The sequence below is a fragment of the Enterobacter sp. QK-SA4 genome, from assembly GCF_056856775.1.
Window position 1 is genome coordinate 440,354 of record NZ_JBXFXH010000007.1, and the last position, 24,460, is coordinate 464,813.

Genomic DNA, 24,460 nt, shown 5'->3' on the forward strand with positions numbered 1-24,460 from the left:
CGCCGAAGCTGTTTCGGCGAAGAGACAGACAACGATTTTCAGCCTGATACAGATTAACAGAATTTGCCTGGCGGCTTTAGCGCGGTGGTCCCACCTGACCCATGCCGAACTCAGAAGTGAAACGCCGTAGCGCCGATGGTAGTGTGGGGTCTCCCCATGTGAGAGTAGGGAACTGCCAGGCATCAAATTTAGCGTGCTGATATGGCTCAGTTGGTAGAGCGCACCCTTGGTAAGGGTGAGGTCCCCAGTTCGACTCTGGGTATCAGCACCACTTTATACTTAGGTTAAAGTTCGGCAAGAAGTAAAAGAATTTGTCTGGCGGCTTTAGCGCGGTGGTCCCACCTGACCCCATGCCGAACTCAGAAGTGAAACGCCGTAGCGCCGATGGTAGTGTGGGGTCTCCCCATGTGAGAGTAGGGAACTGCCAGACATCAAATAAGTGAAAAGGCCATCCGAAAGGATGGCCTTTTTGCGTTTATGCGCCGATAAAACGGTAGGCCGGGTAAGGCGAAGCCGCCACCCGGCAGAGCAAACAACTAATGAATCACCTGCGACAGGAATGCTCGCGTACGTTCTGACTTCGGATGCGCAAAGAACTCATCCGGCGGAGCTTGCTCAACAATCTCCCCGCGGTCCATAAAGATCACCCGGTCGGCCACGGTTCGCGCAAACCCCATCTCATGCGTCACACACAACATGGTCATGCCGGATTGAGCCAGCCCAATCATGGTGTCCAGAACCTCTTTCACCATTTCCGGATCGAGGGCAGATGTCGGTTCATCAAACAGCATAATTTTCGGTTTCATACACAGCGAACGGGCGATAGCCACACGCTGCTGTTGGCCACCCGATATCTGGCCAGGGAATTTATTGGCATGCTCTGCGATACGTACACGCTCCAGGTAGTGCATTGCCAATGCCTCCGCTTCCTTTTTCGGCATCTTTCGTACCCAAATCGGCGCAAGCGTACAGTTCTGCAGAACGGTCAGGTGCGGAAACAGATTAAAGTGTTGAAATACCATTCCTACTTCCTGACGTACGCGTTCGATATTGCGGATATCTTCATTCAGCTCGATACCATCAACTACAATGCGTCCTTGCTGATGTTCTTCAAGATGATTAATACAGCGAATGGTTGTGGATTTTCCGGAGCCCGAAGGGCCGCAAAGGACGATGCGTTCTCCCTGCTTTACCTTAAGATTAATGTCCCTCAGGACATGAAATTGTCCGTACCATTTATTCACATTTTCCAGCGTAATCATCGCGTCGGCGGGTGTCATAGTTATTTGGCTCATAATTTCCTCAGTGCGGTGTACGCCCGGTGTTAAAGCGCTTTTCCAGATGCTGGCTGTAGCGCGACATGCTAAAACAAAAGATCCAGTAGATCAGGGCAGCAAAGACATATCCTTCGGTGGACATACCCAGCCAGACAGGGTCAACGGTTGCCTGTTGCACGCTGCTAAAGAGATCGAACAATCCGATGATGATCACCAGGCTGGTATCCTTGAAGAGGGCAATGATCGTGTTGACCAGACCCGGAATGACCAGCTTGAGTGCTTGTGGAAGAATGACCAGTCCCTGCGTTTTCCAGTAACCGAGAGCCAGTGATTCCGCCGCTTCGTACTGGCCTTTAGGCAACGCCTGCAAACCACCTCGCACAACTTCAGCGACATAGGCGGACTGGAAGAGAATCACCCCCACCAGGGCACGGATCAGCTTGTCGATGGTTGTTCCCTCTGCCATAAACAGCGGCAGCATGACCGACGACATAAACAGGACGGTGATAAGCGGTACGCCGCGCCAGAACTCAATAAAGATAACGGAGAGCACGCGGACGATCGGCATTTTTGAACGCCGTCCCAGGGCCAGTAAAATCCCCCACGGCAGAGCACCGGCTATCCCCACTGATGCGATAATCAACGTCAGCGTCAGCCCGCCCCACTGGCGTGTTTCAACGCGTTCCAGCCCCAGAAAACCGCCATACAGCAGCACCCAGACAATAATCGGATAAACCACCGCCCAGACGGCAATATAGCGTCCACGGTGAGGCAGTTTTTTCCAGAACATGACTGCGACAGAGAGCAGACCGATAACCAGCGCCAGATTAATCCGCCAGCGCTGTTCATGGGGATACAACCCATACATGAACTGACCGAAGCGTTCATGGATAAACACCCAGCAGGCGCCGGCTTTTGTACAGTCTGCCCGGGTTGAACCGACCCAGTTGGCCTGTAAAAACGCCCAATTCAGCAGGGGAGGAATCAACTCCCACATGAGCCACAGGCAGACAATCGTCAGCAGGCTGTTACTCCAGCTGGAGAACAGATTCTTGCGCGCCCAGAGAATGAAACGTCCACCTGTCGAGTTGGCAGGGCGCGAGGAGTGCGACAGTATCGCTTTTGTCATCATAAATCCTTAGCGCTCGACCAGTGCTATACGACGGTTATAGAGGTTCATCAGCAGTGAAATTACCAGGCTGATGATCAGATAGACAGACATCGTGATGGCGATGGTTTCAATGGCTTGTCCGGTCTGGTTAAGCACGGTTCCGGCGAAGAGTGACACCATATCCGGGTAACCAATGGCAGCGGCCAGAGACGAGTTTTTGACAATATTGAGATACTGGCTGGTCAGGGGGGGAATGATGACCCGTAAAGCCTGCGGAATAATGACCTGGCGAAGCGTCACGGTATGGGGTAATCCCAGCGAGCGCGCCGCCTCGTGCTGCCCATAAGGAACTGCCTGGATCCCTGCACGGATAATCTCTGCGATAAAGGCGGACGTATAAATCGACAGCGCCAGCGTCAGGGCTGCCAGCTCGGGAATTAATACCATCCCGCCCTGAAAGTTAAAGCCCCGCAGATGTGGAATATCCCAGTGCAAAGCGGCCCCAAACAGCCAGTGTGCAATTAGCGGCAGGCTAACGATCAGGACAGCTGCCGTGGGCCAGGTTCTACGAAGCTGACCGGTTTTGATCTGATGCTTGCGGTTAAAACGGAATACCCCCGCAGAGAGCGCAAGCGCTATCACAATCGCGCCGATAAAAGCGTACAGCCCTTCACCCGGCTGAGGAGAAGGAATGGACAATCCACGGTTACTCAGGAAAAACAGCTCAAACGCGTCGACGGCCTGACGGGGACCGGGAAGGTTACGCAGTACGGCGAAATACCAGAAGAAGATCTGCAGGAGCGGGGGGATATTACGGAACGTCTCGATATAAACGGTCGACAGTTTCCGCAGGAGCCAGTTTTCAGAAAGACGCGCCAGGCCAATAAAGAAGCCCAGTACCGACGCGAAAACGATACAAAGCGCCGATACCAACAGCGTATTCAGTAAACCGACCACGAACACGCGTCCGTACGTGTCACCTTCCTGATAATCAATAAGGTGCTGAACAATACCAAACCCCGCGCTGCGGTCTAAAAACGCGAAACCGGAGGTAATGCCGCGATTATTCAGGTTGGTGATTGTATTATGGATGAGATACACGGCGATGAGAACAACCGCAACAATAGCAATAATCTGGAATAGCCAGGCGCGGACCGCGGGATGAGAAAAGGATAGCGATCCTTTTACGGCTGAGCGGCGATGGGACATAAAGAAACCTCAGTAACCATGACTCTGGAGTGGGCACTGCCGGAGCAGTGCCCGTTACAGCTATGACTTAACGTACTGGTGGTGCGTACTGAATACCGCCGTTGTTCCAGAGATTGTTCTGGCCGCGTTTGATCTTCAGCGGGCTTTCCAATCCCACGTTGCGTTCAAAGATCTCAGAGTAGTTGCCCACCTGTTTGATGATGTTGTAAGCCCACTTGTTATCCAGCTTCAGATCCTTGCCGAAATCACCTTCTTTACCGAGCAGGTGCGCCATATCAGGGTTGGATGGCTTAGCGGCTTTCTCATCAACGTTTTTAGAGTTGATGCCCATCTCTTCTGCGTTCAGCATGGCAAACAGCGTCCAGCGAACGATAGAGAACCAGTCTTCATCGCCGCGACGAACGACGGGGCCGAGAGGCTCTTTGGAGATCACTTCAGGCAGGACAATCCACTCTGCCGGATTGCTCAGCTTAATGCGTAAGGCATACAGCTGTGACTGGTCAGAGGCCAGCGTGTCGCAACGGCCGGATTCCAGCGCTTTGGCCGATTCATCCGAGCGGTCGAATGTCACCGGGGTGTATTTCATGTTGTTTGCTTTGAAATAATCCGCCACGTTCAGCTCGGTATCGGTGCCCGCCTGGATACAAACGGTGGCGCCATCCAGTTCCTTAGCGCTTTTCAGGCCGGCTTTATTGTGGGTCAGGAAGCCGATGCCGTCATAATAGGTTACGCCCGTAAATGACATCCCCATGCCTGCATCACGGGAGGAGGTCCAGGTGGTATTACGGGAGAGCATGTCGACCTCGCCGGACTGCAGCGCCGTAAAGCGTTCTTTCGCCGTCAGCGGGGTATATTTTACTTTGCTGTCATCGCCAAAAACGGCGGCTGCAACGCCACGGCAGACGTCCACATCAATACCGGTAAATTTGCCGTTCGCATCGGCATAAGAGAAGCCAGGCAAACCGTCACTGATACCGCATTGAACAAAACCTTTCTTTTTAACGGCATCCAGTGTCGTTCCCGCATGGGCTTGACCGGCTACGGCAAACAACATACCTGCAGCGGCCAGGCTGGCTATCATCGTCTTTTTCATAATGCATCCTGTGTGGCGTAATTTATCGTTATAGAGGCGTTTTTAAACGCTTTACCTGTCTGTGGCTTTGGCCAACGTTTATAAAGCAAACGTAATGCCAGTTTTGCGTTCGACAAAATAAGAGACGAGTGAACGCTTAATGCTGAGTGTAGACAGGCTTAAATAAAACGAGCGCCCCGAAACGGTGCGAAATTACAACCTGTGCCACAAATTGGAGCAAAAGTTGCGAGTCGGGTCTGGAAAAAGAAGAGATAGTTTTTAGCGTGAATATTGGCAGGGTATTCAATAATATTAATGTGTGAAAATCATCACGATAGAATAAGTAATTTGAATGAGTATGCAAAAAAGCTGTGACTGACTTCAGGCTTAGATTAATTACGTGAATAAATACGGGGCTATTTTTTTACTTATTTGAAAATACTGCACTCATTAAAAGCAAAAGCGCGGCCAGAGCCGCGCTTTCTCAACAAATTTTACTTGGTCAGGGCAACAATACCCAGCGTCAGACCCGCTACTGCGGCAGCACCGCCGGCGATAGCACCCGCAGTCTCCCAGTTATCCTGGGTGGTGCCTTTCATACAGGTATTGGTATGAACCAGTCGGCCCTGGTCGTCGTAAACCGGTACACATGGAGAGTCGTGCGCGCAACCAGCAAGCAGCGCAGCGAGAAGTGCAACGGAAATGAATCTTTTCATGATGTTACCTCAGTATTATTTCTCGTCCGCTATAAAGCCAGGAGGGCAATTAACGAACTGGAGGTTATTTTACCACCGGGGTAAGTCCGCGTTACACGAGGAATAATCTCAAATTATGTAGTTTGTAAAAATCGTGGAGAAAAATCGATTTCAGGACGAATTAATGGAGAAATTATGAAGGGGTAAGAGAGTGTTTTTACTTAATACAAATCACTGTATTTTTAACATGGCTTTTGCTTAATGCCTAATTCATTGTTTATGTTAAAAATAAAAAAGGCACCAGAGGTGCCTTTTTAGGGAAATGTTAATCTTTATGGCGGGTAAAGCGTCGACGAACAACCACAAAGAAGACGGGCACGAAGAAAATCGCCAGAAGCGTTGCGGAAAGCATTCCCCCCATCACACCCGTACCGACGGCGTTTTGCGCACCGCTCCCGGCCCCGGTGCTGATCACCAGCGGCATGACGCCAAGAATAAAGGCCAGGGACGTCATCAGGATCGGTCGAAGGCGCATCCTGGAAGCTTCCAGCGTGGCTTCAATAATGCCTTTGCCTTCTTTATCCATCAGGTCTTTAGCAAATTCGACGATCAGGATGGCGTTTTTAGCCGATAAACCAATCGTCGTCAGCAGACCGACCTGGAAATAGACGTCGTTGTTTAACCCGCGCAGCGACGCTGCGAGAAGAGCCCCAATGACCCCCAGCGGCACAACCAGCATGACGGAGAACGGAATGGACCAGCTTTCATACAGCGCAGCCAGGCACAGGAACACCACGATCAGTGAAATGGCGTACAGTGCTGGCGCCTGGTTACCCGAGAGGCGCTCCTGATAAGACATCCCCGTCCAGTCATAGCCGATACCGGAAGGTAGTTTTGCCGCGAGGCTTTCCATCATAGCCATGGCCTCACCGGTACTTTTACCCGGGGCTGATTCACCCAGGATCTCCATAGAAGGCATCCCGTTATAGCGTTCCAGACGAGGTGAACCATACACCCAGCGAGCGTTGCTGAAGGCGGAGAACGGGACCATTTCCCCATTCGCGCTGCGTACGTAAAGGTTATTAATATCTCCCGGCAACATACGGAATTTTGCGTCGGCCTGTACGTAGACCTTTTTCACGCGCCCACGATCGATAAAGTCGTTCACATAGGTGCCACCTAAGGCCGTCGAAATCGTCTGGTTGACGTCAGAAAGACTGACGCCCAGCGCCTGCGCTTTCTCCTGATCGACATCCAGCTTGAACTGAGGCGTATCTTCAAGGCCGTTAGGTCGCACGCGAACCAGCAGGTCAGGGTGCTCTTTCACCATGCTAAGCAGCTGATCACGCGCTTGCGTCAGCTGGTTATGCCCCAGGTTCGCCTGATCGATCAACTCAAAATCGAAGCCCGTGGCGGTACCCAGCTCAATAATGGCAGGCAGGTTAAAAGGGAACACGAGGCCATCTTTAATCTGACTGAAGGCTTTTGTCGCGCGACCCACAATGGCTTCAACGCCGTTTTCCGACCCCGGTCGCTCCTCCCAGGGCTTCAGGCTGACGAAGGCAATACCGGCGTTCTGGCCCTGGCCGCTAAAGCTAAAGCCGTTTACGGTAAAGACAGAATCAACGTTCGCTTTCTCTTTGTTCAGATAGTAGTCCTGAACCTGATCAAGGACCTGCTGAGTACGCGTCTGGGTTGCACCCGCCGGGAGTTGAACCATCGTCATAAACACCCCCTGATCCTCTTCGGGCAGGAAGGAGGTAGGCAAGCGCAGGAAGAGCACCGCCATCCCACCGACGATAATGACGTACACCGCCAGATAGCGCCCTGCCTTACTCAAAATACCGCTCACGCTGTTGCTGTAGTGCTCCACGCTTTTATCGAAGAGCGCATTAAACCAGCCGAAGAAACCACCTTTTTTCTCATGATCGTCGCCGGATACGGGCTTAAGCAATGTTGCGCAGAGTGCGGGCGTCAGGATTAGCGCAACCAGAACGGACAACGCCATCGCTGAAACGATAGTCAGCGAGAACTGGCGATAGATTGCCCCCGTCGAGCCGCCAAAAAAGGCCATCGGAATAAAGACCGCCGAGAGCACCATGGCGATCCCGACCAGTGCACCCTGGATCTGCTCCATAGACTTCTGCGTGGCCTCTTTCGGCGGCAGTTTGTCCTCGACCATGACGCGTTCAACGTTCTCAACGACCACGATAGCGTCATCGACCAGCAGACCTATCGCCAGCACCATGCCGAACATCGTCAGGGTATTGATGGAGAAACCGAATGCCGCCAGAACCGCGAAGGTACCCAGCAGAACGACCGGCACCGCGATAGTTGGGATGAGGGTCGCGCGCAGGTTTTGCAGGAACAGGTACATGACCAGGAAGACGAGAATGATTGCTTCAAACAGGGTCTTCACCACTTCGTGAATGGAGATCTTCACAAAAGGCGTGGTGTCATAGGGATAGACCACTTTCAGCCCCTGCGGGAAGAACTGCTGCAGTTGCGCCAGCTTGCTCTTAATGGCTGCCGCAGTGTCCAGCGCATTTGCCCCGGTTGCCAGCTTAATCCCCAGACCGGTTGCCGCCTGCCCGTTGATTTTAGTGACCATATTGTAGTTTTCGCCACCCAGCTCAATGCGAGCCACGTCCTTCAAATGAACCATCGAGCCGTCCTGGTTCACCTTAAGCGTCACGCGGCCAAACTCCTCCGGTGATTTCAGGCGGGTTTGCGCGATGATCGAGGCATTCAGCTGCTGCCCGGGAATGGACGGCGTCCCGCCCAACTGGCCTGCCGCTATCTGGTCGTTCTGCGTTTTCAGCTGGTTGATAATATCCTGCGGCGTCAGCTGGTATTTGTTCATCGCGTTGCTGTCGAGCCAGATACGCATCGCATACTGAGCGCCAAACAGCTGAACGTCACCGACGCCAGACGTTCGGCTGATGGCATCTTTGACGTTCGACGCGACATAGTCAGAGATGTCATTCTGCGTGAGATTTTTGTTGTCTGAAACAAAGCCGGCGACCAGCAGAAAACTGCTGCTGGATTTCTCCACGCCAATCCCTTGCTGCTGTACCTCTTGCGGCAGTAGCGGCATGGCGAGCTGCAGCTTGTTCTGCACCTGCACCTGGGCGATGTCCGGATCGGTTCCTGACTCGAAGGTCAGGGTGATGGTGACGTTACCCGCTGAATCGCTGGTGGAGGACATATACATCAGCTTATCGATACCGTTCATGTTCTGTTCGATAACCTGGGTCACGGTATCCTGCACCGTTTGAGCGTCAGCTCCCGGGTAGGTCGCGGATATCGCCACAGCGGGAGGGGCAATGGTCGGATACTGTGCGACGGGAAGTTTGAGAATGGCCAGCCCGCCTGCAATCATCAAAATGATGGCAAGTACCCAGGCGAAAACCGGTCTCTGAATAAAGAAATTAGCCATGTCGTCGTCCCTTAACCGGCTGGGGTCGTGGTGGTATCCGGCGTGGCGACGACGGTTACCCCGGGTCTGACTTTCTGTAGCCCGCTGACAATCACACGATCACCGTTTTTCAGCCCTTCCGTTACCATCCAGCGATCGCCAATTGCCTGAGGGGCCACGACGGTTCGCGGCTCAACCTGGTTTTTATCGTTCACCACCAGGACGGTTGCATCGCCTCGCGGTGTGCGGGTCACGCCCTGCTGTGGTACCAGAATCGCATCCGGCTGGGTGCCTTCATCAATGCGGGCGCGAACGAACATGCCGGGTAACAGCTGATGCTGAGGGTTACGGAAAATGGCGCGCAGGGTGATCGAGCCGGTACTTTCATCAACCGTGACGTCAGAGAACTGCAATGTGCCTTTCAGCGGATAGGACTGCCCGTTCTCCATCAGCAGTTCAACGCTGCTGGCGGTATCGCCTTTTTGCAGGCTCGTCTGTTTCAGGCGCATAAAATCATTACTGGACTGGGTGACATCGACATAAATCGGATCGAGCTGCTGGACCGTTGCCAGCGCTGCGGCTTGCCCGTTCGTCACCAGCGCCCCTTCGGTCACACTGGATTTTCCGATACGACCATCAACCGGAGAGGTTACTTTGGTGTAGGCAAGGTTGATACGTGCGCTTTCAACGCCCGCTTTTGCGGCAACCACGCTGGCATCTGCCTGCTGAGCCGTCGCTACGGCCTGGTCATACTCCTGCTTACTGACATACCGGGTGCCTACCAGCGGGAGATAACGTTTCACCGTCAGGTGTGCAATATTGGCTGCCGCCTGAGCCTTCGCCAGTTCGCCTTTCGCGCTGTCATAGGCCGCCTGATAGGTCGCAGGATCGATCTGGTAGAGTGACTCGCCCGCTTTTACATCGCTACCCTCCGCGAAGTTGCGGCGAAGAATAATGCCGCTGACCTGAGGACGAACCTCCGCAACGCGAAATGCATCTGTTCTGCCCGGGAGTTCAGTGGTGACAGCCAGAGGCGCGCTTTTCACAATATGCACGCTGACCTGAGGCGCCTGCAGATGCTGTTGTTGATTTTCCTGACCATCGCATCCAGTGAGCAGTACCGTGCAGACAATGAAACCGGATAAAGGCAAGAGTCTGAAATGATTCGTCATTACTGTTCCTTTAAATACCCATTAACCGATATATGCCGCGAATCGGTAGCAGGGGCAGAGGGATAAAAATAAAATGTAGCTGCGTATAATAATGAGGGTATTTAATGTTTTTTAATTTATAAGTGCGAATGACCATGTTTGTAGAAAAAAATAAGAATCAGGCCGGCTTCATTCTGGGATATAGTCAGACATGTTAATCAGGTAAATGAGTTTAATATTTTATAATTATTCATTCCGTCAATTTAATTGATTGGATATATTTGTATTAATTATAAATCAAGAGGGGTGACTTTTTTTGTGCAAAATTAAAACGGATTTTAGTGAATACTTACATTTGCATGAACGCAATATGATCTTTAAACCTTGTGAGTAACGAGTAGTTGCCTATGGCGCGTAAAAAGAAAGAAGAGGCTCAACAAACCCGGCAGCAGCTGATTGAGGCGGCTATCGGACAGTTTGCCACGCGTGGCGTAGCCAGCACGACGCTGACGGATATCGCTGATGCCGCTAAGGTGACGCGCGGTGCGATCTACTGGCACTTCACCAGTAAATCTGAAATATTTAATGCCATCTGGGAACAGCAATTACCGCTTCGCGACATTATTCACGACAGGCTTTCCCTTTCCGATAGTGATGATCCATTGTTAAAACTTCGTGAGCAATTTATTACCGCGCTGCAGTATATTGCCCATGACCCCCGGCAATGTGCGCTTTTACAAATTCTGTATCATAAGTGTGAATTTAGCAGTGATATGATTTCTGAGCGTGAAATCAGAAAGCGTATCGGATTCAACGATGACACGCTACGCGCCGCGCTGGAGACCTGTATTTCGCGAAACATCATTTCGCCACAGGTGAATGTTGATCTCACCTTGATTGTATTCCACGGTTTTTTTAGCGGAATAATCAAAAACTGGTTAATGAATAACGACAGCTTTAATCTTTATCAGCAGGCTCCCGTTCTGGTCGATAGCATACTGGCGACACTCCCGGTTATTCGCGTGTCGCCAGATGGGGGTGCTTACTGTTCAGCGCCAGGTAACATTTCCCCTCGGGCACAAAGTGCCTCTATGGTCTGCGCGCTGACGGGTTTACCTAACAGATAACCCTGAAGGGTGTTACAGCCAAGCTCGGTTAAAAAGGCTTGCTGCGCTTCGGTTTCCACACCTTCAGCCACGACTTTCAGGTTAAGTGTTTTAGCGAGAGCCACAATTGCTGAGACAATAGTGGCATCCTCGCTCTCGCCGCTGAGCTCTTTCACAAACGCCCTGTCGATTTTCAATTCGCAGGCCGGTAATCGCTTGAGGTACAGCAGGCTCGAATATCCGGTGCCAAAATCATCAATGGAAGCCTTCACGCCCGCATCCGTCAGCTCTGTCAGCACGCGTACGCTCTCATCCGGGTTGCTCATCGCCGTGGTTTCCGTCACTTCGAGGATCAACATTTCCGGTGGCACCTGGTGAAGTGCCAGGCAGTCGAGAACCGTTTTAACCAGTGAAGGTTGTTCAAACTGCAGTGTCGACAGGTTTACCGCCATTGACCAGCTTTGATGCCCCTGGAGATGCCATTCCCGCAGCTGGCGGCAGGCTTCATGAATCACCCAGTTGCCAATGGGGACGATTAGCCCCGTTTTTTCCGCCAGCGGCAGAAAAAGGTCCGGCGTCAGTAGCCCCTGCTTAGGATGCTGCCAGCGCAATAACGCCTCGAATCCGAGGACCGGGCCCGCCGGGGCGTGAAATTTTGGCTGATACAGCAGGCGCAGCTCATTGCGATCGATTGCCATCCACAGATCGTTCATTAACTGGAGATGGGTCTGCGCCAGGGTGTTCATGGAGGGCTGGAAAAAGTGGTAACCGTTACGGCCCATATGCTTCGTGTGATACATCGCCGCGTCGGCGTTAAACATCAGCTCACGCTCGGTTTTGCCGTCGTGAGGGTACAGCGCGATACCAATGCTGAGGGTCACTACCAGTTCATAGGGGCTGAGGTTGAACGGGCTATCGATCGCGCGCACCAGCGAATTCGCAAGCGATGCAGCGTCGTCCGGACCTTCTCCCTCTGCCAGCAGAACAAATTCATCACCGCCGATACGTGCAAGGGTGAACTGGCCTTTCAGAAGAAGCAGCAGACGCTGCGTAACTGCGACCAGCAGCCTGTCACCAACATCATGGCCGTAGGCATCATTGATGGCTTTAAAGCCGTCAAGATCCATGAACATCAGGGCAAAGTGGTTCCCTTCACGATCGGCTTTGCTGATGGCCTGATCGAGTCTGTCTTCCAGCAGGATACGGTTGGGCAGGCGCGTCAGGGTATCGTGTAGCGCCAGTTGAGCGAGTTCCCGGTTAGCTTCTGCCAGCGACGAGGCCAGAAGGGCGGTACGTGCCTGAAGGCGGGCATCCAGCATCGACACCAGCAGGGTGATCCCAAGAATTGAGAGCGCGACGACGCTGACCAGCACCGCCAGCCAGCTCCCGTTGATTCCCTCATGGTGAACCATTGTGGACATCGGAAACTGCGCCGCTTTCATCCCGGCATAGTGCATGCCGGCAATGGCAATTCCCATCGTGATGGCGGCACCCATGCGCATCAGCACGACCTGCGCGGCTTCGCGACGCAGGCGGAAGGTGAGCCATAATGCCGCGAGCGAAGCGGCAAGCGCAATCACGACCGACATGGCCACCCACATCTTGTCCCAGATAATCCCGGGCATCACTTCCAGCGCCGCCATGCCGGTGTAATGCATAGCAACAATACCGCTCCCCATCACCAGCGCGCCGGGCAGCAGTCGGCGCAGGCGTAGTTGCTCGCAGCTCACGAGCCATAGCGCAAACAGCGACGAACCCACGGCGATGACCATGGATAACACCGTCAGGGTGGCGTTGTAGCTCATGCTCATGGAGAGGTCCATCGCCAGCATGCCGATAAAATGCATGGCCCATACGCCGATGCCCATAGCAATACCGCCGCCAGCCAGCCAGACGCGGGCAGCGACACCTTCACTCCCGGCGACGCGTGCAGCCATGTTCAACGCGGTATACGCAGCAAGAATGGCAACAACAAAGGAGAGGACGACAAGGATAGGGTTGTATTGGCTGACCAGCATGGACGGTTCTACTCGAGTGTGGGGTTACGCTAGAGCGGTTGAGAAGGGCGAGACATTATCACCGTCAGGTAATGGCTCAAAGGGATTTAAATCCCCGTTTTTAGTGGGTAATAACGGGGTGGTTTGCGCAATCGGGCGGTTAGTCGAGCTCTGAGCAGTTCACGAGTTTCAGCGGATTAACGGAGTTCATATTGCGACACTTATCGGTTTCGGTGCTCATCAGTTCAATCCACTGCATCAGGAGTGTATCGAAAATGAGAACGGAGATTGCAAAGACAACCAGCCACCAGTATTTACGAATCATTGTGTCATTCCGCGAGAAGATCGCCAGTAAGGTGGGGGAAATATACACGAAAAACCGTGGTTGAAAAGCGGGAGAGGCGAAGGTTTACAATGCGTTGACGGAGAAGCGCAGGTAATAAAAAAGGCGCTTCCCCATGCCGAAGAGCGCCTTTTTAAACAAGCATTTAACTGATTAGTATCAGTTCATGCCGTATTTTCAAAACCTACGTTTTTTACCGTTTGGCTATGTTTGATAATGTTCGTCTATCATGCTGATACAAAACAATAAAATTGTTTTTCTGGTTTGCCTTTGTTCATTGCCGTTCATAGAGTAACATTGAGATGTGCAGTCAGTGGTGCAGTCAGTCTCCAATATGAACTAAGGTTTTCTATGGCTGGTGGAACGAACAAATTAAGCGACACGTCGCTTCGTAAAATGCTGGGAAGAGAAAGCCCCGGAGACAGCTTCTATGCTGATGGCGATGGGCTAAGTGTGAAGGTGTCCAGATCGGGCGTATTGACCTGGTATTTCACTTTCCGCATAGGTGGCCGGGAATCAAAATCTCAGCGTATAAAGCTGGGTAATTATCCAGACCTTTCACTTAAAGCAGCTCGTGAGAAACGAGAGCAGTGTCGCGCATGGCTCGCAGAAGGAAAGAATCCAAAGCACCAGTTGAGCGTTACCACTCAGGAAACGTTAAAACCGGTGACGGTCAGGGATGTCCTTGAATACTGGATCAGGGAATATGCCACCCATAACCGCGCTAATGTTGAAAAGCACATTGAGCAGCTCAATAAGCATATCTTTCCTTATATAGGCACTTATCCGCTTTCTATGTGTGAAACTCGCCACTGGTTGGAATGTTTCGCCAGGGTAAGGAACGAAGCGCCTGTAGCTGCTGGCTATCTTTTGCAGATGTGTAAGCAAGCTCTTAAGTTCTGCCGGGTTCATCGGTACGCGGTGAGCAACGTCCTGGACGACCTGACGATCGACGATGTAGGCAGAAAGCAGAATAAGCGCGACCGGGAACATACCAGACAGGAGCTTGCCGATATCTGGCGGGAAAGTACCGGACTGAAATTTAAGCCCTACTACTCAGCGCTTTTACGTCTGCTAGTGGTGTTTGGGTGCCGAACTCAGGAATTGAGATTGTCTCGCGTAAGCGAATGGGATCTAAATGATTGGGTTTGGACGGTACCAAAAGAGCACAGCAAAGGTGGTGAGAAAATACTACGGCCTATTCCCGTAGATATCCGCCCATTTATCAAACAGCTCTTAGAGCAGCACCAAAGCACAGGGCTTTTGCTTGGAGAGATAAAGAAACCGGAAGCTGTCAGTCAGTGGGGAAGGATGTTGTATAAGCGTCTGGGCCACTCTGAACCGTGGACGCTTCACGATCTACGCCGTACGTTTTCCACGACTCTGAACAACATGGGAATTGCTCCGCATGTTGTCGAGCAGCTTCTGGGCCATGCGCTGGGGGGTGTCATGTCCGTTTATAACCGCAGTCAGTATTTACCTGAAAAGCTGGACGCATTGAATAAGTGGATGGATCGTTTAGACCTGCTCTCTGAAAGCCAAAATAATGTTGTTATAATGGCGGTGAAATAATGAAAAGAACCGATGAAAAGAAGTACGAGCTTCCTGAAAGATTATATTATCCGATTGATATTGCTGCGCAAAAATTACATTGCTCTGCGAGAGATATTTTTCATTATGCAGCGACTGAATCGCTAAGATTGTGTTTTTACTGTGATATTGTGCCCGACGAAAATATAGGGCGAATGGTTATGAATGTTCCTTTTGGTTTTCATGAGGATATTGGCAATGCAACTGATATTGTTGATGAGCATTGGCGCATTTCTATTTCTAACATCATTAATAAAGATGGTGATTTTGGTAGAGGGTATAACGTCGAAAAGGTTAAGGGCTTTTTCTATATTGGGCCAATTGACTGCATAGATCTGGAGTTTACAGATGAAGACGACTATTTCTCAGTGTCAGGTATATCTACTGAGCCAGATATTACATCAGAAGAAGCACTTGTAGTTCTCTTTGAAAAGGACTTTAGAATTTCAAAGAGATTTCTTTGCGTAATGGCTGAGCAATTGGAAGACATAAAGCAGGAACCATCTTTCCCGTCTATGGATGAGTCTGGAAAAACAGTTGCTAAAAAAGGCGAGTTAATTAAATGCTTATTACGTCTCATTGATGATATGTCTGATGTAGATTTCGATAATACCCCTGTATCAAAAATCGTAAACATCATAGAAGCAACAGCAGCGAGGAAAGGTGTTGACCTCCCGGAAACCCACCGGCAGACATGGCAGAAATATTTAGGTAGGTGATATCACCACTAGATAATGTGATATCACCCGATCAATTTTAACGTTGTTTTTAAATGCTCTCGAACCTTAGCGAACGAGAGCATTTTTTTATGAACAACATTAAACAACCCCAGCTGCCAGCAGAAAGAGTTATCCGCGAAGCCGAGTGCCGCCAGTTAACAGGCATCTGCCGTACAACCCGCTACATGATGGAAAAAGAAGGTCAATTCCCAGCCCGCCGTAAACTGGGTGGCCGTGCTGTGGGTTGGCTTCTCTCTGAAGTTTCTGAGTGGCAGCAAAGCCGCTGCAAAGCAGCTTAAGGGGGAGGTATGGCACAAAAAACAAAGGCGACCATGCAGGGCCGCCAGTGTAGTACCGAAAACAAAGAACAGAATCAGCATACCAGGCCTATAGCTGGTGGTCAAAGCCTGAGCGCTCCTGTGATTACAGGAACTGCGTCAATGGAGCGGTTACGTGAAACTACCCAGAAATTGGGCTGTTTAGGGTGTACGGCATTGGCGCATACCCAATCTCCCGAAACTTCGGGAGAACTGGAACAGAGTGCCGGGTGTACTGCAATGCAGCATACCCCGGGAAAATCCCGTAGTTTCGACCGTTATCCAGATATCGGGTATCACTCCTTGTCTGCTTACTTGGCCTTCCTGCGCTGGAGTTCGTCACGAACAACGCTGATAAGTTGTCCGATCTCTTCGGAGGCTTTGACTCCAATCTTTTCTGCCTGCGCTAGCGTATCGAGGGAAGAAACAAGGATATTTTCCCCGTTTCCTTCTGCTTGGCGTCGGGCGATCTCCCCGCGCATGGCGGCTACGATGAACGCTGCATTGCTTTCGTCGTTCCGTTTGACGGACTCCATTCCCTCTATGACATCGTGTGGGATGCGGGCGGTTAATGATTGTGACTTCGTGTTTTTGGGGCCTGTAGCCATCTGCAATCCTCCGTATGCTGGTGTAAGACAATATACACAGAATCAGTCTTACACAAAAGCATTGACATGTAAGCCACCTAAAAATAAAGTTACTTACACCTTGGTTGATAATCAGGGTACAGAAAAGACGAAGCCCGCTGGCGCTACCAACACCAACGGGCCTCTAACCAAACCGTTATCTGAGGTAACAGCTATGGCTTTCAAGAAGTCTACCCAAACTCGCCCGGAATTTACATGGAGATTTCTCTCCGCTTCTGAGCACTACCCTACCGCCAAACCATTGGTGATCTACGTCAACGCATCCAGCGAACAGGAGGCCCGCGAGACTATGCCGGGGGTAAACCTCATTTTTGCTGCTCGCCTGCCATTTCATGATCTTCGGGTTGTGGAGGTTTGCCATGCGTGAATTAACCAATAAAAGCACGTCAATAGCCTGTGAACTGGCTGCGTTGTTGATGGTTGTCGAGGAGTGCGACGTAGATCAGGTTGAGCGTGAAAACCTTATCAGTCTGGCCAGACGAGTATCGGATCAACTGGCGGCAAGCATGGTCGAGCAGAATTCAAAGGGGGCGCTCAATGGATAACCTTTATACCTACAAGAGCGATCAAGACTTATTGACCACTGCTCAAGAGGTTTCGGCTCTTCTTTCGTGTGCAGCTTTTGTAGCTATAGCGAACGATGAAAAGAAGCGCATCCACCTGATGGCTTTAATGGATATTGCATCGCGCTTGGCTGATGATCTGGCTAACGCTTTGGATAAGTCATTCGTCCTTCCAGCTGAAGGGGAACGCAAATGATCAGTAACGTGAAATTCAACGAGCTGGCTAACCGCGTTGATCTGCTGGTTGAAAAGATTTTGCATCTTGAGGCACAGGTTAAGTCACTCACCGATAGTCAGGGAGGAGAAATCCCTCCGGGTATGACGCCAGTAGCAACACTGGCCGCTGAATACGGTATCTCAACCAAAAAGGCTGAGGAGTTGGCGAAAAACACAGGGGTGATGCTGGTTAAGCTGAAATCTGGCGGATTTGTTGCGCCTGATGAAAAGTTCAGGGAAGCGGCTCGGCTGGTGTTACGCAGCGCTAAGCGCAAATATGGCTCTGCGTACTGGTTCCATCCTCTGATCGGTAAATTCCAGATGAGCGGGGGCATTCCAAAATGACGGTACAACTGACAGCTGTAGAAACTGTATCTGATGCCCTGTTTACCTGTTCGTATCTGTGGGCGCACGGCAAGCAGTACAGCCGCAGCGATTTGGATAAAGCGCTCCACCAGCATAAAGATCCAACTACCCGTTACGGGAAGCTGGTGGCTCGCCTCAACCAGATAGCAGCAATGCCGTATGAGGAGCTTTGTGATGCCGGGTATCTTGATACTGACCGCAAACAAATGATTACTGCGCGGCGTTCTGTGCTGGTGGAAGAGATAGGCGAAGGGGAAATGAATGCCATGCTGTCTGACGTGCAGCGCATTCACCGCGTCTTCCCTGATGCTGGTGCAAAGTTCAGGACAAAGCTGCCTCTCTCTCGCGGTTCTGAGGGATTTGATATCCGTCAGGACTATATCCTTAAACACTTTCTGCCAGCGCAATCACTGTGCAGCATTTACGGTCCCAGCGGTTCGTATAAGAGTTTTCTCGCCGTGTCGTGGGCCTGTCACATTGCTGCGGGTCTGCCATGGGCTGGGAAGAAGGTCACTTCCGGCGCGGTGCTGTATGTGGTTGGTGAGGGGGGCGTAGGCGTTCCCCGGCGTATAAAGGCTTGGGAGCAGGTGCACGGCATACAGGCAGACAACCTCTGGCTGGTCAATCGTCCGGTGTTTCCTGTGCGCGAGTCAGAGGTAACGGAAGTGCTTCTGGCTGCCAGGCAGATTGAAGCTGAATGTGGTGTGCCGGTTCGCATGGTGGTGATCGATACCCTGGCCCGTTGTTTTGGCGGTAACGACGAGAACGATGCTCGTGATATGGGGGCATTTATTGAAGGGTGTGACGTTATCAAACAGAAAACGGGTGCAACGGTGCTGGTAGTTCACCACTCCGGCAAAGATGAAGGGAAAGGCGCTCGCGGTTCCAGTGCTTTCCGCGCTGCGCTTGATACTGAATTTAACGTTAAGCGTGAAGGGGATGGAAAGGCGCTTATTCTGACCTGTACCAAGATGAAAGACGCGGAGGAGCCAGAACGTAAGGCGTATGACCTGAGAACGGCTGAGCTTTACACCGATGATGATGGTGAGCTGGTTTGCTCTCTGGTGGTACATGATCATCCGAGAGACGCAAGGGAGGTAGAGCCTGAGCTTACCAGCGTGTCACGCCTTAGCGATAACCATCAGGCGCTGTGGCAGGCGGTACGCAGCCGAACAGCAAGCGGTGAGCCTTGTACTATCGCTGTCATTAAAGACGATCTGCGTGCAACGCTGGGTGCAGAGAATGTAAGAAAGTCCTTCTCACGCTGGCTGAACAAGCTGGAGAGTGAGCAAATCATTCGCATTGAAGGTGACAACCTCTATCCGGCAACAATCGACCAAGCGCGGCAGTAAAAGCGGCATGTGCGGCGTTTGGTGCGTTTTTTGACCAATTGCCGCACTTTGCCCCTGTATACACGCGCTAAATGCGGCGGGTAGCTGAAACCCCCGTCATTACTGGCTTTGAGCGTGTTTTTGAAAAATCTGGCGCGGCATTAAGTGTGGCATTAGCAAGAGCGGCGCTAAGTGCGGCATGAGTGGCATTTAAATTATGGCGGTTTAATTATGAGCAAAGAAAGTGAAAAATTGATTGAGCAAATGGAGTCGGAAATAAGGCTTTGTTTTTTGGGCTACCTGCATCCTGATATGCCCCGTGACATTGCAGAGCAGGCTGCCTCGGAAATGGCTACGGAGGCAATAGGCAGAATTATTGAGCATGGTGCCAGCATGGGGCTTTCAGAAGTGGAATCCATGCGCCACTTACTCAGCTCAATGAAGAAGACAGCTAATGTTGTCACACTCGGAAAAACCATCCACTAAAGGACAAATTTCATGACAAGTAAAACTGATGATGTTGTTTATTCGAAGGTTCTGATCCAGAAAATAGTAGAGCACAAAGATACGTTCGGTATACCAGACAGCAAAGCGGAATTACAGCTTATGCCGCTGAGTGAATACCGCGAGATGGTAAAGCGGGAGTCATTCTTTTTCATCGATCACAATGGCTTTCTACGGCATCAATTTTCTGGTGAAGTTATTGCCGCCAGCAAAGAGCAGTTGGATATTCTTATCGGGGAACTGAAAGCGAAGCGAGAGCTTCTTGATGACGCTCTTGACTGCGCTAAAGAATAGATTTGTAAATTAATTGCTCGTTAATTTTCATTACTGTTCATCACTGAAAAATGACGTTTACTTATTAATAAGTATGTATATTTTGAAGAGTGGCACTCAGACGTGAGCCGCCACTGGCCGTTTAATCAAGCTGCGCGAAGTAGCCTGTGGGATGCAGAAAAAGATTAAACGGCCTCACCCTTTCCCGCGCTGGTTTCACGTCTCAACGTTAATTGTTACGGAAACCACTCCATGAAGAAATTACTCGAATTACGCCAGCAGAAAGCCGCACTCAAAACCCAGATGCGTTCCATGCTGGACAAAGCCGACACCGAAAAACGCAGCCTGAACGATGAAGAGGGCAAACAGTTCGACGAACTCCGCGCCCAGGCTGATGCGCTTGAAGTTGAAATTACCCGTCTTGAAGCCGTCGCCGACGATCAGCGCAATCTGCCTGGTACTTCCGTTGAAGGTGAGCCAGTAAGCAACGACGAGCTACGCCACTACATCATGACCGGTGATACCCGCTCTCTCTCCATGCTGGTGCAGGCTGACGGCGGCTATACCGTTATCCCTGAGCTGGACAAAGAGATTATGCGCCAGTTGCAGGATGATAGCGTGATGCGCTCCATCGCAACGGTGAAGACCACCAAAACCAACGAATACCAGAAGCTGGTATCTGTAGGCGGCACTACCGTTAATCGCGGCACCGAAGGTGAACCACGTACCGAAACCAGCACGCCGAAGATGGAGCGCGTTGATATCAAACTCAACCCGATCTACGCCTACCCGAAAACCACTCAGGAGATTCTCGACTTCTCCGAGGTGGACATTCTGGGCTGGCTGTCTTCTGAAATTGCCGACACCTTCACCGCGACCGAAGAGAGTGACTTCGTAAACGGCGACGGTGATAAAAAATCCAAGGGCTTCCTGTCTTACCCTCGCGCGGCCACTGCCGATAAAACCCGTCCGTTCGGTACGCTGGAGAAGATGGAAGCCGCTGACGTTTCCTCTGATGGCCTGATCGACCTGCTGTATAAGCTGAAAGCCAAATACCGCAAAAACGCCGTATGGGTGATGAACTCCAACACCGCAGCCAAACTGCAAAAGCTGAAAAACGGCAACGGGGATTACATCTGGCGCGATCGTCTGGTTGCCGGTTCTCCCGATACGCTGCTGGGCCGTCCTGTTCAGTACCTGGAAACCATGCCGGATGCGGAGGCAGGTAAAGCGTTCCTCGCTGTGGGCGACTTCAAGCGCGGCTACTTCATCGTTGATCACACCACTGGCGTGCGTACCCGTCCTGACAACATCACCGAACCGGGTTTCTACAAGGTGCATACCGATAAATACCTGGGCGGCGGCGTGGTGGACTCCAACGCCATCAAGGTGCTTGAGCTTTCCGGCTCCGGTTCCTGATTTGACGTTTAAGGGGCTTCGGCCCCTTTTTGCCCTCTGTGGAGTCCAGTAATGAAAACAATAGATTTTGAAATCCGTACCTCCGAAGTGAGCGCCAGCAACAAAAAGCTGGTGGGCTATGCCGTGCGCTGGAACAGTCTCTCAGAAATTATCTGGGACGAGTTCCGCGAGCAGTTTGCGCCGGGAGCGTTTAAAGACAGCCTGGCATCCGGTAGCGATGTGCGGGCGCTGTACGAGCATAACTATACCCAGCTGCTGGGGCGTACCAAATCCGGCACGCTGGTGCTGTCCGAAGACGATACCGGGCTGCGCTTCGAGCTGACCCCGCCGAATACCCAGCTTGGCAACGATGTACTGGAGCTGGTGGAGCGCGGGGATATCTCTGGCATGAGCTTCGGTTTTCGTGCGCTGAAAGAGGCGTGGGATATTGCTCAGTCTCCATATCTGCGCACTGTTACCGCTGCCGAACTGCGGGAGATTACCGTTACCTCTATGCCTGCTTATCCTGAGTCTGGCGTGGAAATCGCGCACCGTTCTCTTTTCTCCCAACATCCTGAACTGCGCCGCGCTGGCGATAACCGTCGCCGCTGGGCTGAATTAGCGGGGCTCTGATATGTGGAATATCTGGCCGTTTGGCCGTAAGTCTGAACCCTCCGAACAGCGCAGTATGACCATTGATGAGTGGCTGGCGATGGCAGGGATTCCTAATACCGGATCAGGCGAGCATGTGTCTGCGGGTACTGCGGAATCTCTGCCTGCGGTCATGAACGCCGTATCAGTTATCAGTGAGGCGGTGGCAACAATGCCCTGCTATCTCTACCGCGTCCGTAATGATAATGGTCGTGAGGCGCGAGAATGGCTGAGTAATCACCCAGTGGATTTTCTCCTGAACGAGCAGCCGAACGACTGCCAGACGCCTTACCAGTTTAAACGCACGATGATGCGTCACTGCCTACTTAATGGTAACGCCTATGCGGTGATCCAGTGGGGCCGTGACGGCCAGCCACAATCCCTGCATCCGTATGCGCCGGGGGCGGTTGTTCCTGAGCGTATCGGCCAGCATAAGTACAAATACACTGTTACTGAGCCGTTTAGCGGGGCTGTGCGCACCTATCTACAGGAAGAGATCCTGCACCTGCGTTACTCCACCGATGATGGTTTTCTGGGGCGTTCTCCGATCTCCATCTGCCGTGAGGCGCTGGGTTTAGGTCTGGCACAGCAGCGCCACGGTGCCAGCATTATGAAAGATGGCATGATGGCGGCGGGAGTCATAACCACAGCTGAGTATCTCGACAGCGTAAAGGGCAAGCAGGCTATGGATGCACTGGATCGATATAAAGGCGCTAAAAATGCAGGGAAAGTGCCGATCCTTGAGGGCGGGATGGACTACAAGCAGCTTGGTATGAGCAACCAGGATGCCGAATGGCTGGCCTCTCGCCGCTTCACCATCGAAGACATTGCCCGCATGTTCAACGTGTCGCCTATTTTCCTCCAGGAATACAGCAACAGCACCTACAGCAACTTTAGTGAAGCGAGCCGCGCATTCCTCACCATGACGATGCGCCCGTGGCTGGCTAACTTCGAACAGCAAATCAAATCTGCGCTGCTGGTGGCCTCTCCCGTTCCGGGAACCCGCTATCAGGTGGAGTTTGACTCTGCTGATCTTCTCCGCGCCACGCCAACCGAACGTTATGCCACTTATGAGCGCGGTATTAAGAACGGGATCATGAACCCGAACGAAGCCCGTGAACGTGAGGGGATGCCGCCGCGTGAAGGTGGTGACGAATTCAGCCAGGCATGGAAGCAGGAAGTGAAGATCAGCAAAGACGGCAAGGAGGGGGACGAATGAGAGCCGGAAAGATGAAACGCCGCGTTATCTTTCAGAAGTCTGAATCTCACCGCGACCCGACTGGTCAGGTTATCTATGAATGGGCTGACCTTGCCACAGTCTGGGCTGAAATTCGTGCTATCAGCGGGCGTGAGCGCATGTCTTCCGGGGCACTTTACTCCGAGGCTACAGTGCGAATCTGGACGCGCTACCGCCACGATATAACCGCCGCAAACCGCATTCTGTACCGCTCTCCAAACGTCCGGGGGCAGGTTTACGGCATTGTGGCCGTCATTCCTGATGTGGATCACACCCGGCTTGAGCTGCTGTGCAAGGGAGGCATTTTCAATGAGTGAGTTAATCGGTCTGGAAGAAGCAAAGCTGCATTGCCGTATTGATGATGATTATGAAGACACGCTGATACAGGCGTACATCGAAGCTGCGCTGGAGGTCTGCCAGAAGCATATCGGCAAGCGATTTGATAACGGTTTGGAGTTCACCCCTGCTATCAAGATCGGCTGTCTGATGTACGTTTCTCAGTTGTACGAGTACCGCACGATGATTGGTGACACCGACGCCAAAGAGATACCGATGGCTGTCTCTGCCTTGTGGTCTGTCTACCGAGATGTGGGGGTGTACTGATGCCGTGGCAACCACTACGCCGGTGCACAGAGCCGGGATGCAATAAACGGGTGAAGTCTGGCAAGTGTGACGAGCATAAGCGGGAAGCGTGGCGGGCAGAGGATGCCAGACGCGGCCACCGGCGCGCGCGTGGTTACTCAGCCTCATGGGAGAAGTACCGCGCTCAGTACCTTAAGCGCTATCCGCTGTGCGTTGAGTGTCAGAAGCTGGGCCTCTACGTGCCTGCAAAGATTGTCGATCACATCATCCCTATCAACGGCGGTGATGATGTTCTGTTCTGGCCTGAGTGGAATCACCAGCCGTTATGCCAGGCGCATCATAACCAGAAGACCACACAGCAAGACCCAACCACCAAAGCGAAGCGCAAAGCAGGGCTGTACCGTGAGCAGGAAGATCGTGCAGCCCGTCGCAATGACTGGATGCATGAGGCTGACAATGACTGAGCAGGAACAGCAGCGGCTGATTAGTGGGCTGATAAAGCTGCGCGAGGCATGGCAACCAGCCAGACAGAGAGCGCACACGAAGCCCGTAGCAAAGCGCATGAGCCAGCGTGACCGGGAACTTATGGAATGCTTCCGCAACCGATGACAGGCGGCATGGGCGGGGTGGGGGAGGTTTTAAAGACAAACCCCCTGCTGCAAGGCACCGCCTGCCCCCTCAAATTTT

28 protein-coding genes, 1 tRNA gene and 2 rRNA genes are annotated in these 24,460 nt (G+C 52.0%); 21 read left to right on the forward strand and 10 right to left on the reverse strand.

All coding sequences use genetic code 11. From position 1 onward, the window contains the following. Positions 1-66 precede the first annotated feature (66 nt). The 3 genes from rrf (AC1VYI_RS03645) to rrf (AC1VYI_RS03655) all read left to right on the forward strand — a co-directional run bounded on the left by rrf (AC1VYI_RS03645) (position 67) and on the right by rrf (AC1VYI_RS03655) (position 430). Positions 67-181 (forward strand): 5S ribosomal RNA (gene rrf, locus AC1VYI_RS03645). A 14-nt stretch (positions 182-195) separates the two neighbouring features. Beyond that, positions 196-271 (forward strand) — tRNA-Thr (locus AC1VYI_RS03650). A 43-nt stretch (positions 272-314) separates the two neighbouring features. Beyond that, a 5S ribosomal RNA gene (gene rrf / locus AC1VYI_RS03655) occupies positions 315-430 on the forward strand. A gap of 106 nt (positions 431-536) precedes the next feature. Here the strand turns inward: rrf (AC1VYI_RS03655) and AC1VYI_RS03660 are convergent. The 7 genes from AC1VYI_RS03660 to AC1VYI_RS03690 all read right to left on the reverse strand — a co-directional run bounded on the left by AC1VYI_RS03660 (position 537) and on the right by AC1VYI_RS03690 (position 9,954). Continuing rightward, complete coding sequence (locus tag AC1VYI_RS03660) at positions 537-1,295, reverse strand: amino acid ABC transporter ATP-binding protein (RefSeq protein ID WP_023309440.1); 759 nt, start codon at positions 1,293-1,295, stop codon at positions 537-539. Between the two features lie 7 nt (positions 1,296-1,302). Then, positions 1,303-2,406, reverse strand: a complete 1,104-nt coding sequence (locus tag AC1VYI_RS03665; RefSeq protein WP_023309439.1) for an amino acid ABC transporter permease — start codon at positions 2,404-2,406, stop codon at positions 1,303-1,305. A 9-nt stretch (positions 2,407-2,415) separates the two neighbouring features. After that, on the reverse strand, positions 2,416-3,597 hold the full coding sequence (locus AC1VYI_RS03670; RefSeq protein WP_038417798.1) for an amino acid ABC transporter permease: 1,182 nt from the start codon (positions 3,595-3,597) through the stop codon (positions 2,416-2,418). Between the two features lie 67 nt (positions 3,598-3,664). Then, complete coding sequence (locus AC1VYI_RS03675; protein WP_134867084.1) at positions 3,665-4,690, reverse strand: amino acid ABC transporter substrate-binding protein; 1,026 nt, start codon at positions 4,688-4,690, stop codon at positions 3,665-3,667. Positions 4,691-5,163: 473 nt separating this feature from the next. Continuing rightward, entirely contained in the window at positions 5,164-5,385 is a 222-nt protein-coding gene (locus AC1VYI_RS03680) for a lipoprotein (RefSeq protein WP_008502867.1), read from the reverse strand. A 304-nt stretch (positions 5,386-5,689) separates the two neighbouring features. Beyond that, a complete protein-coding gene (locus AC1VYI_RS03685; RefSeq protein WP_134867085.1) occupies positions 5,690-8,803 on the reverse strand; it encodes an efflux RND transporter permease subunit in 3,114 nt (1,037 codons plus the stop codon). A gap of 11 nt (positions 8,804-8,814) precedes the next feature. Beyond that, on the reverse strand, positions 8,815-9,954 hold the full coding sequence (locus AC1VYI_RS03690) for an efflux RND transporter periplasmic adaptor subunit (protein WP_134867086.1): 1,140 nt from the start codon (positions 9,952-9,954) through the stop codon (positions 8,815-8,817). Between the two features lie 386 nt (positions 9,955-10,340). On the opposite strand from AC1VYI_RS03690, the gene envR reads away from it, so the two are divergent. Beyond that, positions 10,341-11,060 carry an acrEF/envCD operon transcriptional regulator gene (gene envR, locus AC1VYI_RS03695; RefSeq protein ID WP_134867087.1) on the forward strand — a complete coding sequence of 240 codons (720 nt, stop codon included), beginning with the start codon at positions 10,341-10,343 and terminating at the stop codon, positions 11,058-11,060. On the opposite strand, the gene AC1VYI_RS03700 is transcribed toward envR, so the two are convergent. Beyond that, positions 10,976-13,057 (reverse strand): putative bifunctional diguanylate cyclase/phosphodiesterase, encoded by a 2,082-nt coding sequence (locus AC1VYI_RS03700; protein ID WP_226484380.1) that lies wholly within the window; start codon positions 13,055-13,057, stop codon positions 10,976-10,978. The genes envR and AC1VYI_RS03700 overlap by 85 nt on opposite strands. Before the next feature lie 139 nt (positions 13,058-13,196). Further along, positions 13,197-13,361 carry a DUF2556 family protein gene (locus tag AC1VYI_RS03705; protein ID WP_023309432.1) on the reverse strand — a complete coding sequence of 55 codons (165 nt, stop codon included), beginning with the start codon at positions 13,359-13,361 and terminating at the stop codon, positions 13,197-13,199. Positions 13,362-13,730: 369 nt separating this feature from the next. Here AC1VYI_RS03705 and AC1VYI_RS03710 point away from each other — a divergent pair, with 369 nt between their 5' ends. The 3 genes from AC1VYI_RS03710 to AC1VYI_RS03720 all read left to right on the forward strand — a co-directional run bounded on the left by AC1VYI_RS03710 (position 13,731) and on the right by AC1VYI_RS03720 (position 15,987). Further along, entirely contained in the window at positions 13,731-14,951 is a 1,221-nt protein-coding gene (locus AC1VYI_RS03710) for a tyrosine-type recombinase/integrase (RefSeq protein ID WP_482877560.1), read from the forward strand. Then, the gene (locus AC1VYI_RS03715; RefSeq protein ID WP_045327405.1) at positions 14,951-15,688 is read left to right on the forward strand and encodes a hypothetical protein; all 738 of its coding nucleotides are present in this window, start codon (positions 14,951-14,953) and stop codon (positions 15,686-15,688) included. Before AC1VYI_RS03710 ends, AC1VYI_RS03715 begins: the two co-directional genes overlap by 1 nt. 89 nt (positions 15,689-15,777) lie before the next feature. Next, positions 15,778-15,987 (forward strand): helix-turn-helix transcriptional regulator, encoded by a 210-nt coding sequence (locus AC1VYI_RS03720; RefSeq protein WP_045327403.1) that lies wholly within the window; start codon positions 15,778-15,780, stop codon positions 15,985-15,987. Between the two features lie 329 nt (positions 15,988-16,316). On the opposite strand, the gene AC1VYI_RS03725 is transcribed toward AC1VYI_RS03720, so the two are convergent. Beyond that, positions 16,317-16,613: a YlcI/YnfO family protein gene (locus AC1VYI_RS03725; RefSeq protein WP_063613739.1), complete on the reverse strand. Its 297-nt coding sequence runs from the start codon at positions 16,611-16,613 to the stop codon at positions 16,317-16,319. Between the two features lie 193 nt (positions 16,614-16,806). Here AC1VYI_RS03725 and AC1VYI_RS03730 point away from each other — a divergent pair, with 193 nt between their 5' ends. The 14 genes from AC1VYI_RS03730 (at position 16,807) to AC1VYI_RS03795 (ending at position 24,382) form a co-directional block, all read left to right on the forward strand. Further along, the gene (locus tag AC1VYI_RS03730) at positions 16,807-17,019 is read left to right on the forward strand and encodes a host cell division inhibitor Icd-like protein (protein ID WP_047344599.1); all 213 of its coding nucleotides are present in this window, start codon (positions 16,807-16,809) and stop codon (positions 17,017-17,019) included. Continuing rightward, a complete protein-coding gene (locus AC1VYI_RS03735) occupies positions 17,012-17,197 on the forward strand; it encodes a hypothetical protein (RefSeq protein WP_047723482.1) in 186 nt (61 codons plus the stop codon). Before AC1VYI_RS03730 ends, AC1VYI_RS03735 begins: the two co-directional genes overlap by 8 nt. Continuing rightward, positions 17,190-17,411, forward strand: a complete 222-nt coding sequence (locus AC1VYI_RS03740; RefSeq protein WP_006178882.1) for a hypothetical protein — start codon at positions 17,190-17,192, stop codon at positions 17,409-17,411. Before AC1VYI_RS03735 ends, AC1VYI_RS03740 begins: the two co-directional genes overlap by 8 nt. After that, complete coding sequence (locus tag AC1VYI_RS03745; RefSeq protein WP_014072026.1) at positions 17,408-17,776, forward strand: hypothetical protein; 369 nt, start codon at positions 17,408-17,410, stop codon at positions 17,774-17,776. The genes AC1VYI_RS03740 and AC1VYI_RS03745 overlap by 4 nt, the downstream gene beginning before the upstream one ends. Further along, entirely contained in the window at positions 17,773-19,149 is a 1,377-nt protein-coding gene (locus tag AC1VYI_RS03750; protein ID WP_045327395.1) for a helicase RepA family protein, read from the forward strand. The genes AC1VYI_RS03745 and AC1VYI_RS03750 overlap by 4 nt, the downstream gene beginning before the upstream one ends. A 210-nt stretch (positions 19,150-19,359) precedes the next feature. After that, positions 19,360-19,614 carry a hypothetical protein gene (locus AC1VYI_RS03755; protein WP_045329600.1) on the forward strand — a complete coding sequence of 85 codons (255 nt, stop codon included), beginning with the start codon at positions 19,360-19,362 and terminating at the stop codon, positions 19,612-19,614. Between the two features lie 12 nt (positions 19,615-19,626). Continuing rightward, positions 19,627-19,926: a hypothetical protein gene (locus AC1VYI_RS03760; RefSeq protein WP_045327391.1), complete on the forward strand. Its 300-nt coding sequence runs from the start codon at positions 19,627-19,629 to the stop codon at positions 19,924-19,926. A 231-nt stretch (positions 19,927-20,157) separates the two neighbouring features. Continuing rightward, entirely contained in the window at positions 20,158-21,324 is a 1,167-nt protein-coding gene (locus AC1VYI_RS03765) for a phage major capsid protein (protein WP_482877596.1), read from the forward strand. Positions 21,325-21,375: 51 nt separating this feature from the next. Beyond that, a complete protein-coding gene (locus AC1VYI_RS03770) occupies positions 21,376-21,936 on the forward strand; it encodes an HK97 family phage prohead protease (protein WP_019077813.1) in 561 nt (186 codons plus the stop codon). A gap of 1 nt (position 21,937) precedes the next feature. Continuing rightward, the gene (locus tag AC1VYI_RS03775) at positions 21,938-23,173 is read left to right on the forward strand and encodes a phage portal protein (RefSeq protein WP_063613747.1); all 1,236 of its coding nucleotides are present in this window, start codon (positions 21,938-21,940) and stop codon (positions 23,171-23,173) included. After that, complete coding sequence (locus tag AC1VYI_RS03780; RefSeq protein WP_063613752.1) at positions 23,170-23,508, forward strand: phage head closure protein; 339 nt, start codon at positions 23,170-23,172, stop codon at positions 23,506-23,508. Before AC1VYI_RS03775 ends, AC1VYI_RS03780 begins: the two co-directional genes overlap by 4 nt. Beyond that, a complete protein-coding gene (locus tag AC1VYI_RS03785; protein WP_001549740.1) occupies positions 23,501-23,794 on the forward strand; it encodes a head-tail connector protein in 294 nt (97 codons plus the stop codon). Before AC1VYI_RS03780 ends, AC1VYI_RS03785 begins: the two co-directional genes overlap by 8 nt. Continuing rightward, positions 23,794-24,237, forward strand: a complete 444-nt coding sequence (locus AC1VYI_RS03790) for an HNH endonuclease signature motif containing protein (RefSeq protein ID WP_063448492.1) — start codon at positions 23,794-23,796, stop codon at positions 24,235-24,237. The genes AC1VYI_RS03785 and AC1VYI_RS03790 overlap by 1 nt, the downstream gene beginning before the upstream one ends. Next, on the forward strand, positions 24,230-24,382 hold the full coding sequence (locus AC1VYI_RS03795; protein WP_232969629.1) for a hypothetical protein: 153 nt from the start codon (positions 24,230-24,232) through the stop codon (positions 24,380-24,382). Before AC1VYI_RS03790 ends, AC1VYI_RS03795 begins: the two co-directional genes overlap by 8 nt. Positions 24,383-24,460 lie beyond the last annotated feature (78 nt).

Excerpts from the sequence above, each read along its gene's own strand:
- AC1VYI_RS03685 (WP_134867085.1), bottom strand. The coding sequence starts at position 8,803 with ATGGCTAATTTCTTTATTCAGAGACCGGTTTTCGCCTGGGTACTTGCC.
- AC1VYI_RS03750 (WP_045327395.1), top strand. The coding sequence starts at position 17,773 with ATGACGGTACAACTGACAGCTGTAGAAACTGTATCTGATGCCCTGTTT.
- AC1VYI_RS03730 (WP_047344599.1), top strand. The coding sequence starts at position 16,807 with ATGGCTTTCAAGAAGTCTACCCAAACTCGCCCGGAATTTACATGGAGA.
- AC1VYI_RS03690 (WP_134867086.1), bottom strand. The coding sequence starts at position 9,954 with ATGACGAATCATTTCAGACTCTTGCCTTTATCCGGTTTCATTGTCTGC.
- AC1VYI_RS03700 (WP_226484380.1), bottom strand. The coding sequence starts at position 13,057 with ATGCTGGTCAGCCAATACAACCCTATCCTTGTCGTCCTCTCCTTTGTT.
- AC1VYI_RS03735 (WP_047723482.1), top strand. The coding sequence starts at position 17,012 with ATGCGTGAATTAACCAATAAAAGCACGTCAATAGCCTGTGAACTGGCT.
- AC1VYI_RS03675 (WP_134867084.1), bottom strand. The coding sequence starts at position 4,690 with ATGAAAAAGACGATGATAGCCAGCCTGGCCGCTGCAGGTATGTTGTTT.
- AC1VYI_RS03670 (WP_038417798.1), bottom strand. The coding sequence starts at position 3,597 with ATGTCCCATCGCCGCTCAGCCGTAAAAGGATCGCTATCCTTTTCTCAT.
- AC1VYI_RS03745 (WP_014072026.1), top strand. The coding sequence starts at position 17,408 with ATGATCAGTAACGTGAAATTCAACGAGCTGGCTAACCGCGTTGATCTG.
- AC1VYI_RS03760 (WP_045327391.1), top strand. The coding sequence starts at position 19,627 with ATGACAAGTAAAACTGATGATGTTGTTTATTCGAAGGTTCTGATCCAG.
- AC1VYI_RS03725 (WP_063613739.1), bottom strand. The coding sequence starts at position 16,613 with ATGGCTACAGGCCCCAAAAACACGAAGTCACAATCATTAACCGCCCGC.
- AC1VYI_RS03785 (WP_001549740.1), top strand. The coding sequence starts at position 23,501 with ATGAGTGAGTTAATCGGTCTGGAAGAAGCAAAGCTGCATTGCCGTATT.
- AC1VYI_RS03740 (WP_006178882.1), top strand. The coding sequence starts at position 17,190 with ATGGATAACCTTTATACCTACAAGAGCGATCAAGACTTATTGACCACT.
- AC1VYI_RS03660 (WP_023309440.1), bottom strand. The coding sequence starts at position 1,295 with ATGAGCCAAATAACTATGACACCCGCCGACGCGATGATTACGCTGGAA.
- AC1VYI_RS03790 (WP_063448492.1), top strand. The coding sequence starts at position 23,794 with ATGCCGTGGCAACCACTACGCCGGTGCACAGAGCCGGGATGCAATAAA.
- AC1VYI_RS03780 (WP_063613752.1), top strand. The coding sequence starts at position 23,170 with ATGAGAGCCGGAAAGATGAAACGCCGCGTTATCTTTCAGAAGTCTGAA.
- AC1VYI_RS03720 (WP_045327403.1), top strand. The coding sequence starts at position 15,778 with ATGAACAACATTAAACAACCCCAGCTGCCAGCAGAAAGAGTTATCCGC.
- AC1VYI_RS03795 (WP_232969629.1), top strand. The coding sequence starts at position 24,230 with ATGACTGAGCAGGAACAGCAGCGGCTGATTAGTGGGCTGATAAAGCTG.
- AC1VYI_RS03680 (WP_008502867.1), bottom strand. The coding sequence starts at position 5,385 with ATGAAAAGATTCATTTCCGTTGCACTTCTCGCTGCGCTGCTTGCTGGT.
- AC1VYI_RS03755 (WP_045329600.1), top strand. The coding sequence starts at position 19,360 with ATGAGCAAAGAAAGTGAAAAATTGATTGAGCAAATGGAGTCGGAAATA.
- AC1VYI_RS03775 (WP_063613747.1), top strand. The coding sequence starts at position 21,938 with ATGTGGAATATCTGGCCGTTTGGCCGTAAGTCTGAACCCTCCGAACAG.
- AC1VYI_RS03665 (WP_023309439.1), bottom strand. The coding sequence starts at position 2,406 with ATGACAAAAGCGATACTGTCGCACTCCTCGCGCCCTGCCAACTCGACA.
- AC1VYI_RS03710 (WP_482877560.1), top strand. The coding sequence starts at position 13,731 with ATGGCTGGTGGAACGAACAAATTAAGCGACACGTCGCTTCGTAAAATG.
- AC1VYI_RS03765 (WP_482877596.1), top strand. The coding sequence starts at position 20,158 with ATGAAGAAATTACTCGAATTACGCCAGCAGAAAGCCGCACTCAAAACC.
- AC1VYI_RS03770 (WP_019077813.1), top strand. The coding sequence starts at position 21,376 with ATGAAAACAATAGATTTTGAAATCCGTACCTCCGAAGTGAGCGCCAGC.
- envR (WP_134867087.1), top strand. The coding sequence starts at position 10,341 with ATGGCGCGTAAAAAGAAAGAAGAGGCTCAACAAACCCGGCAGCAGCTG.
- AC1VYI_RS03705 (WP_023309432.1), bottom strand. The coding sequence starts at position 13,361 with ATGATTCGTAAATACTGGTGGCTGGTTGTCTTTGCAATCTCCGTTCTC.
- AC1VYI_RS03715 (WP_045327405.1), top strand. The coding sequence starts at position 14,951 with ATGAAAAGAACCGATGAAAAGAAGTACGAGCTTCCTGAAAGATTATAT.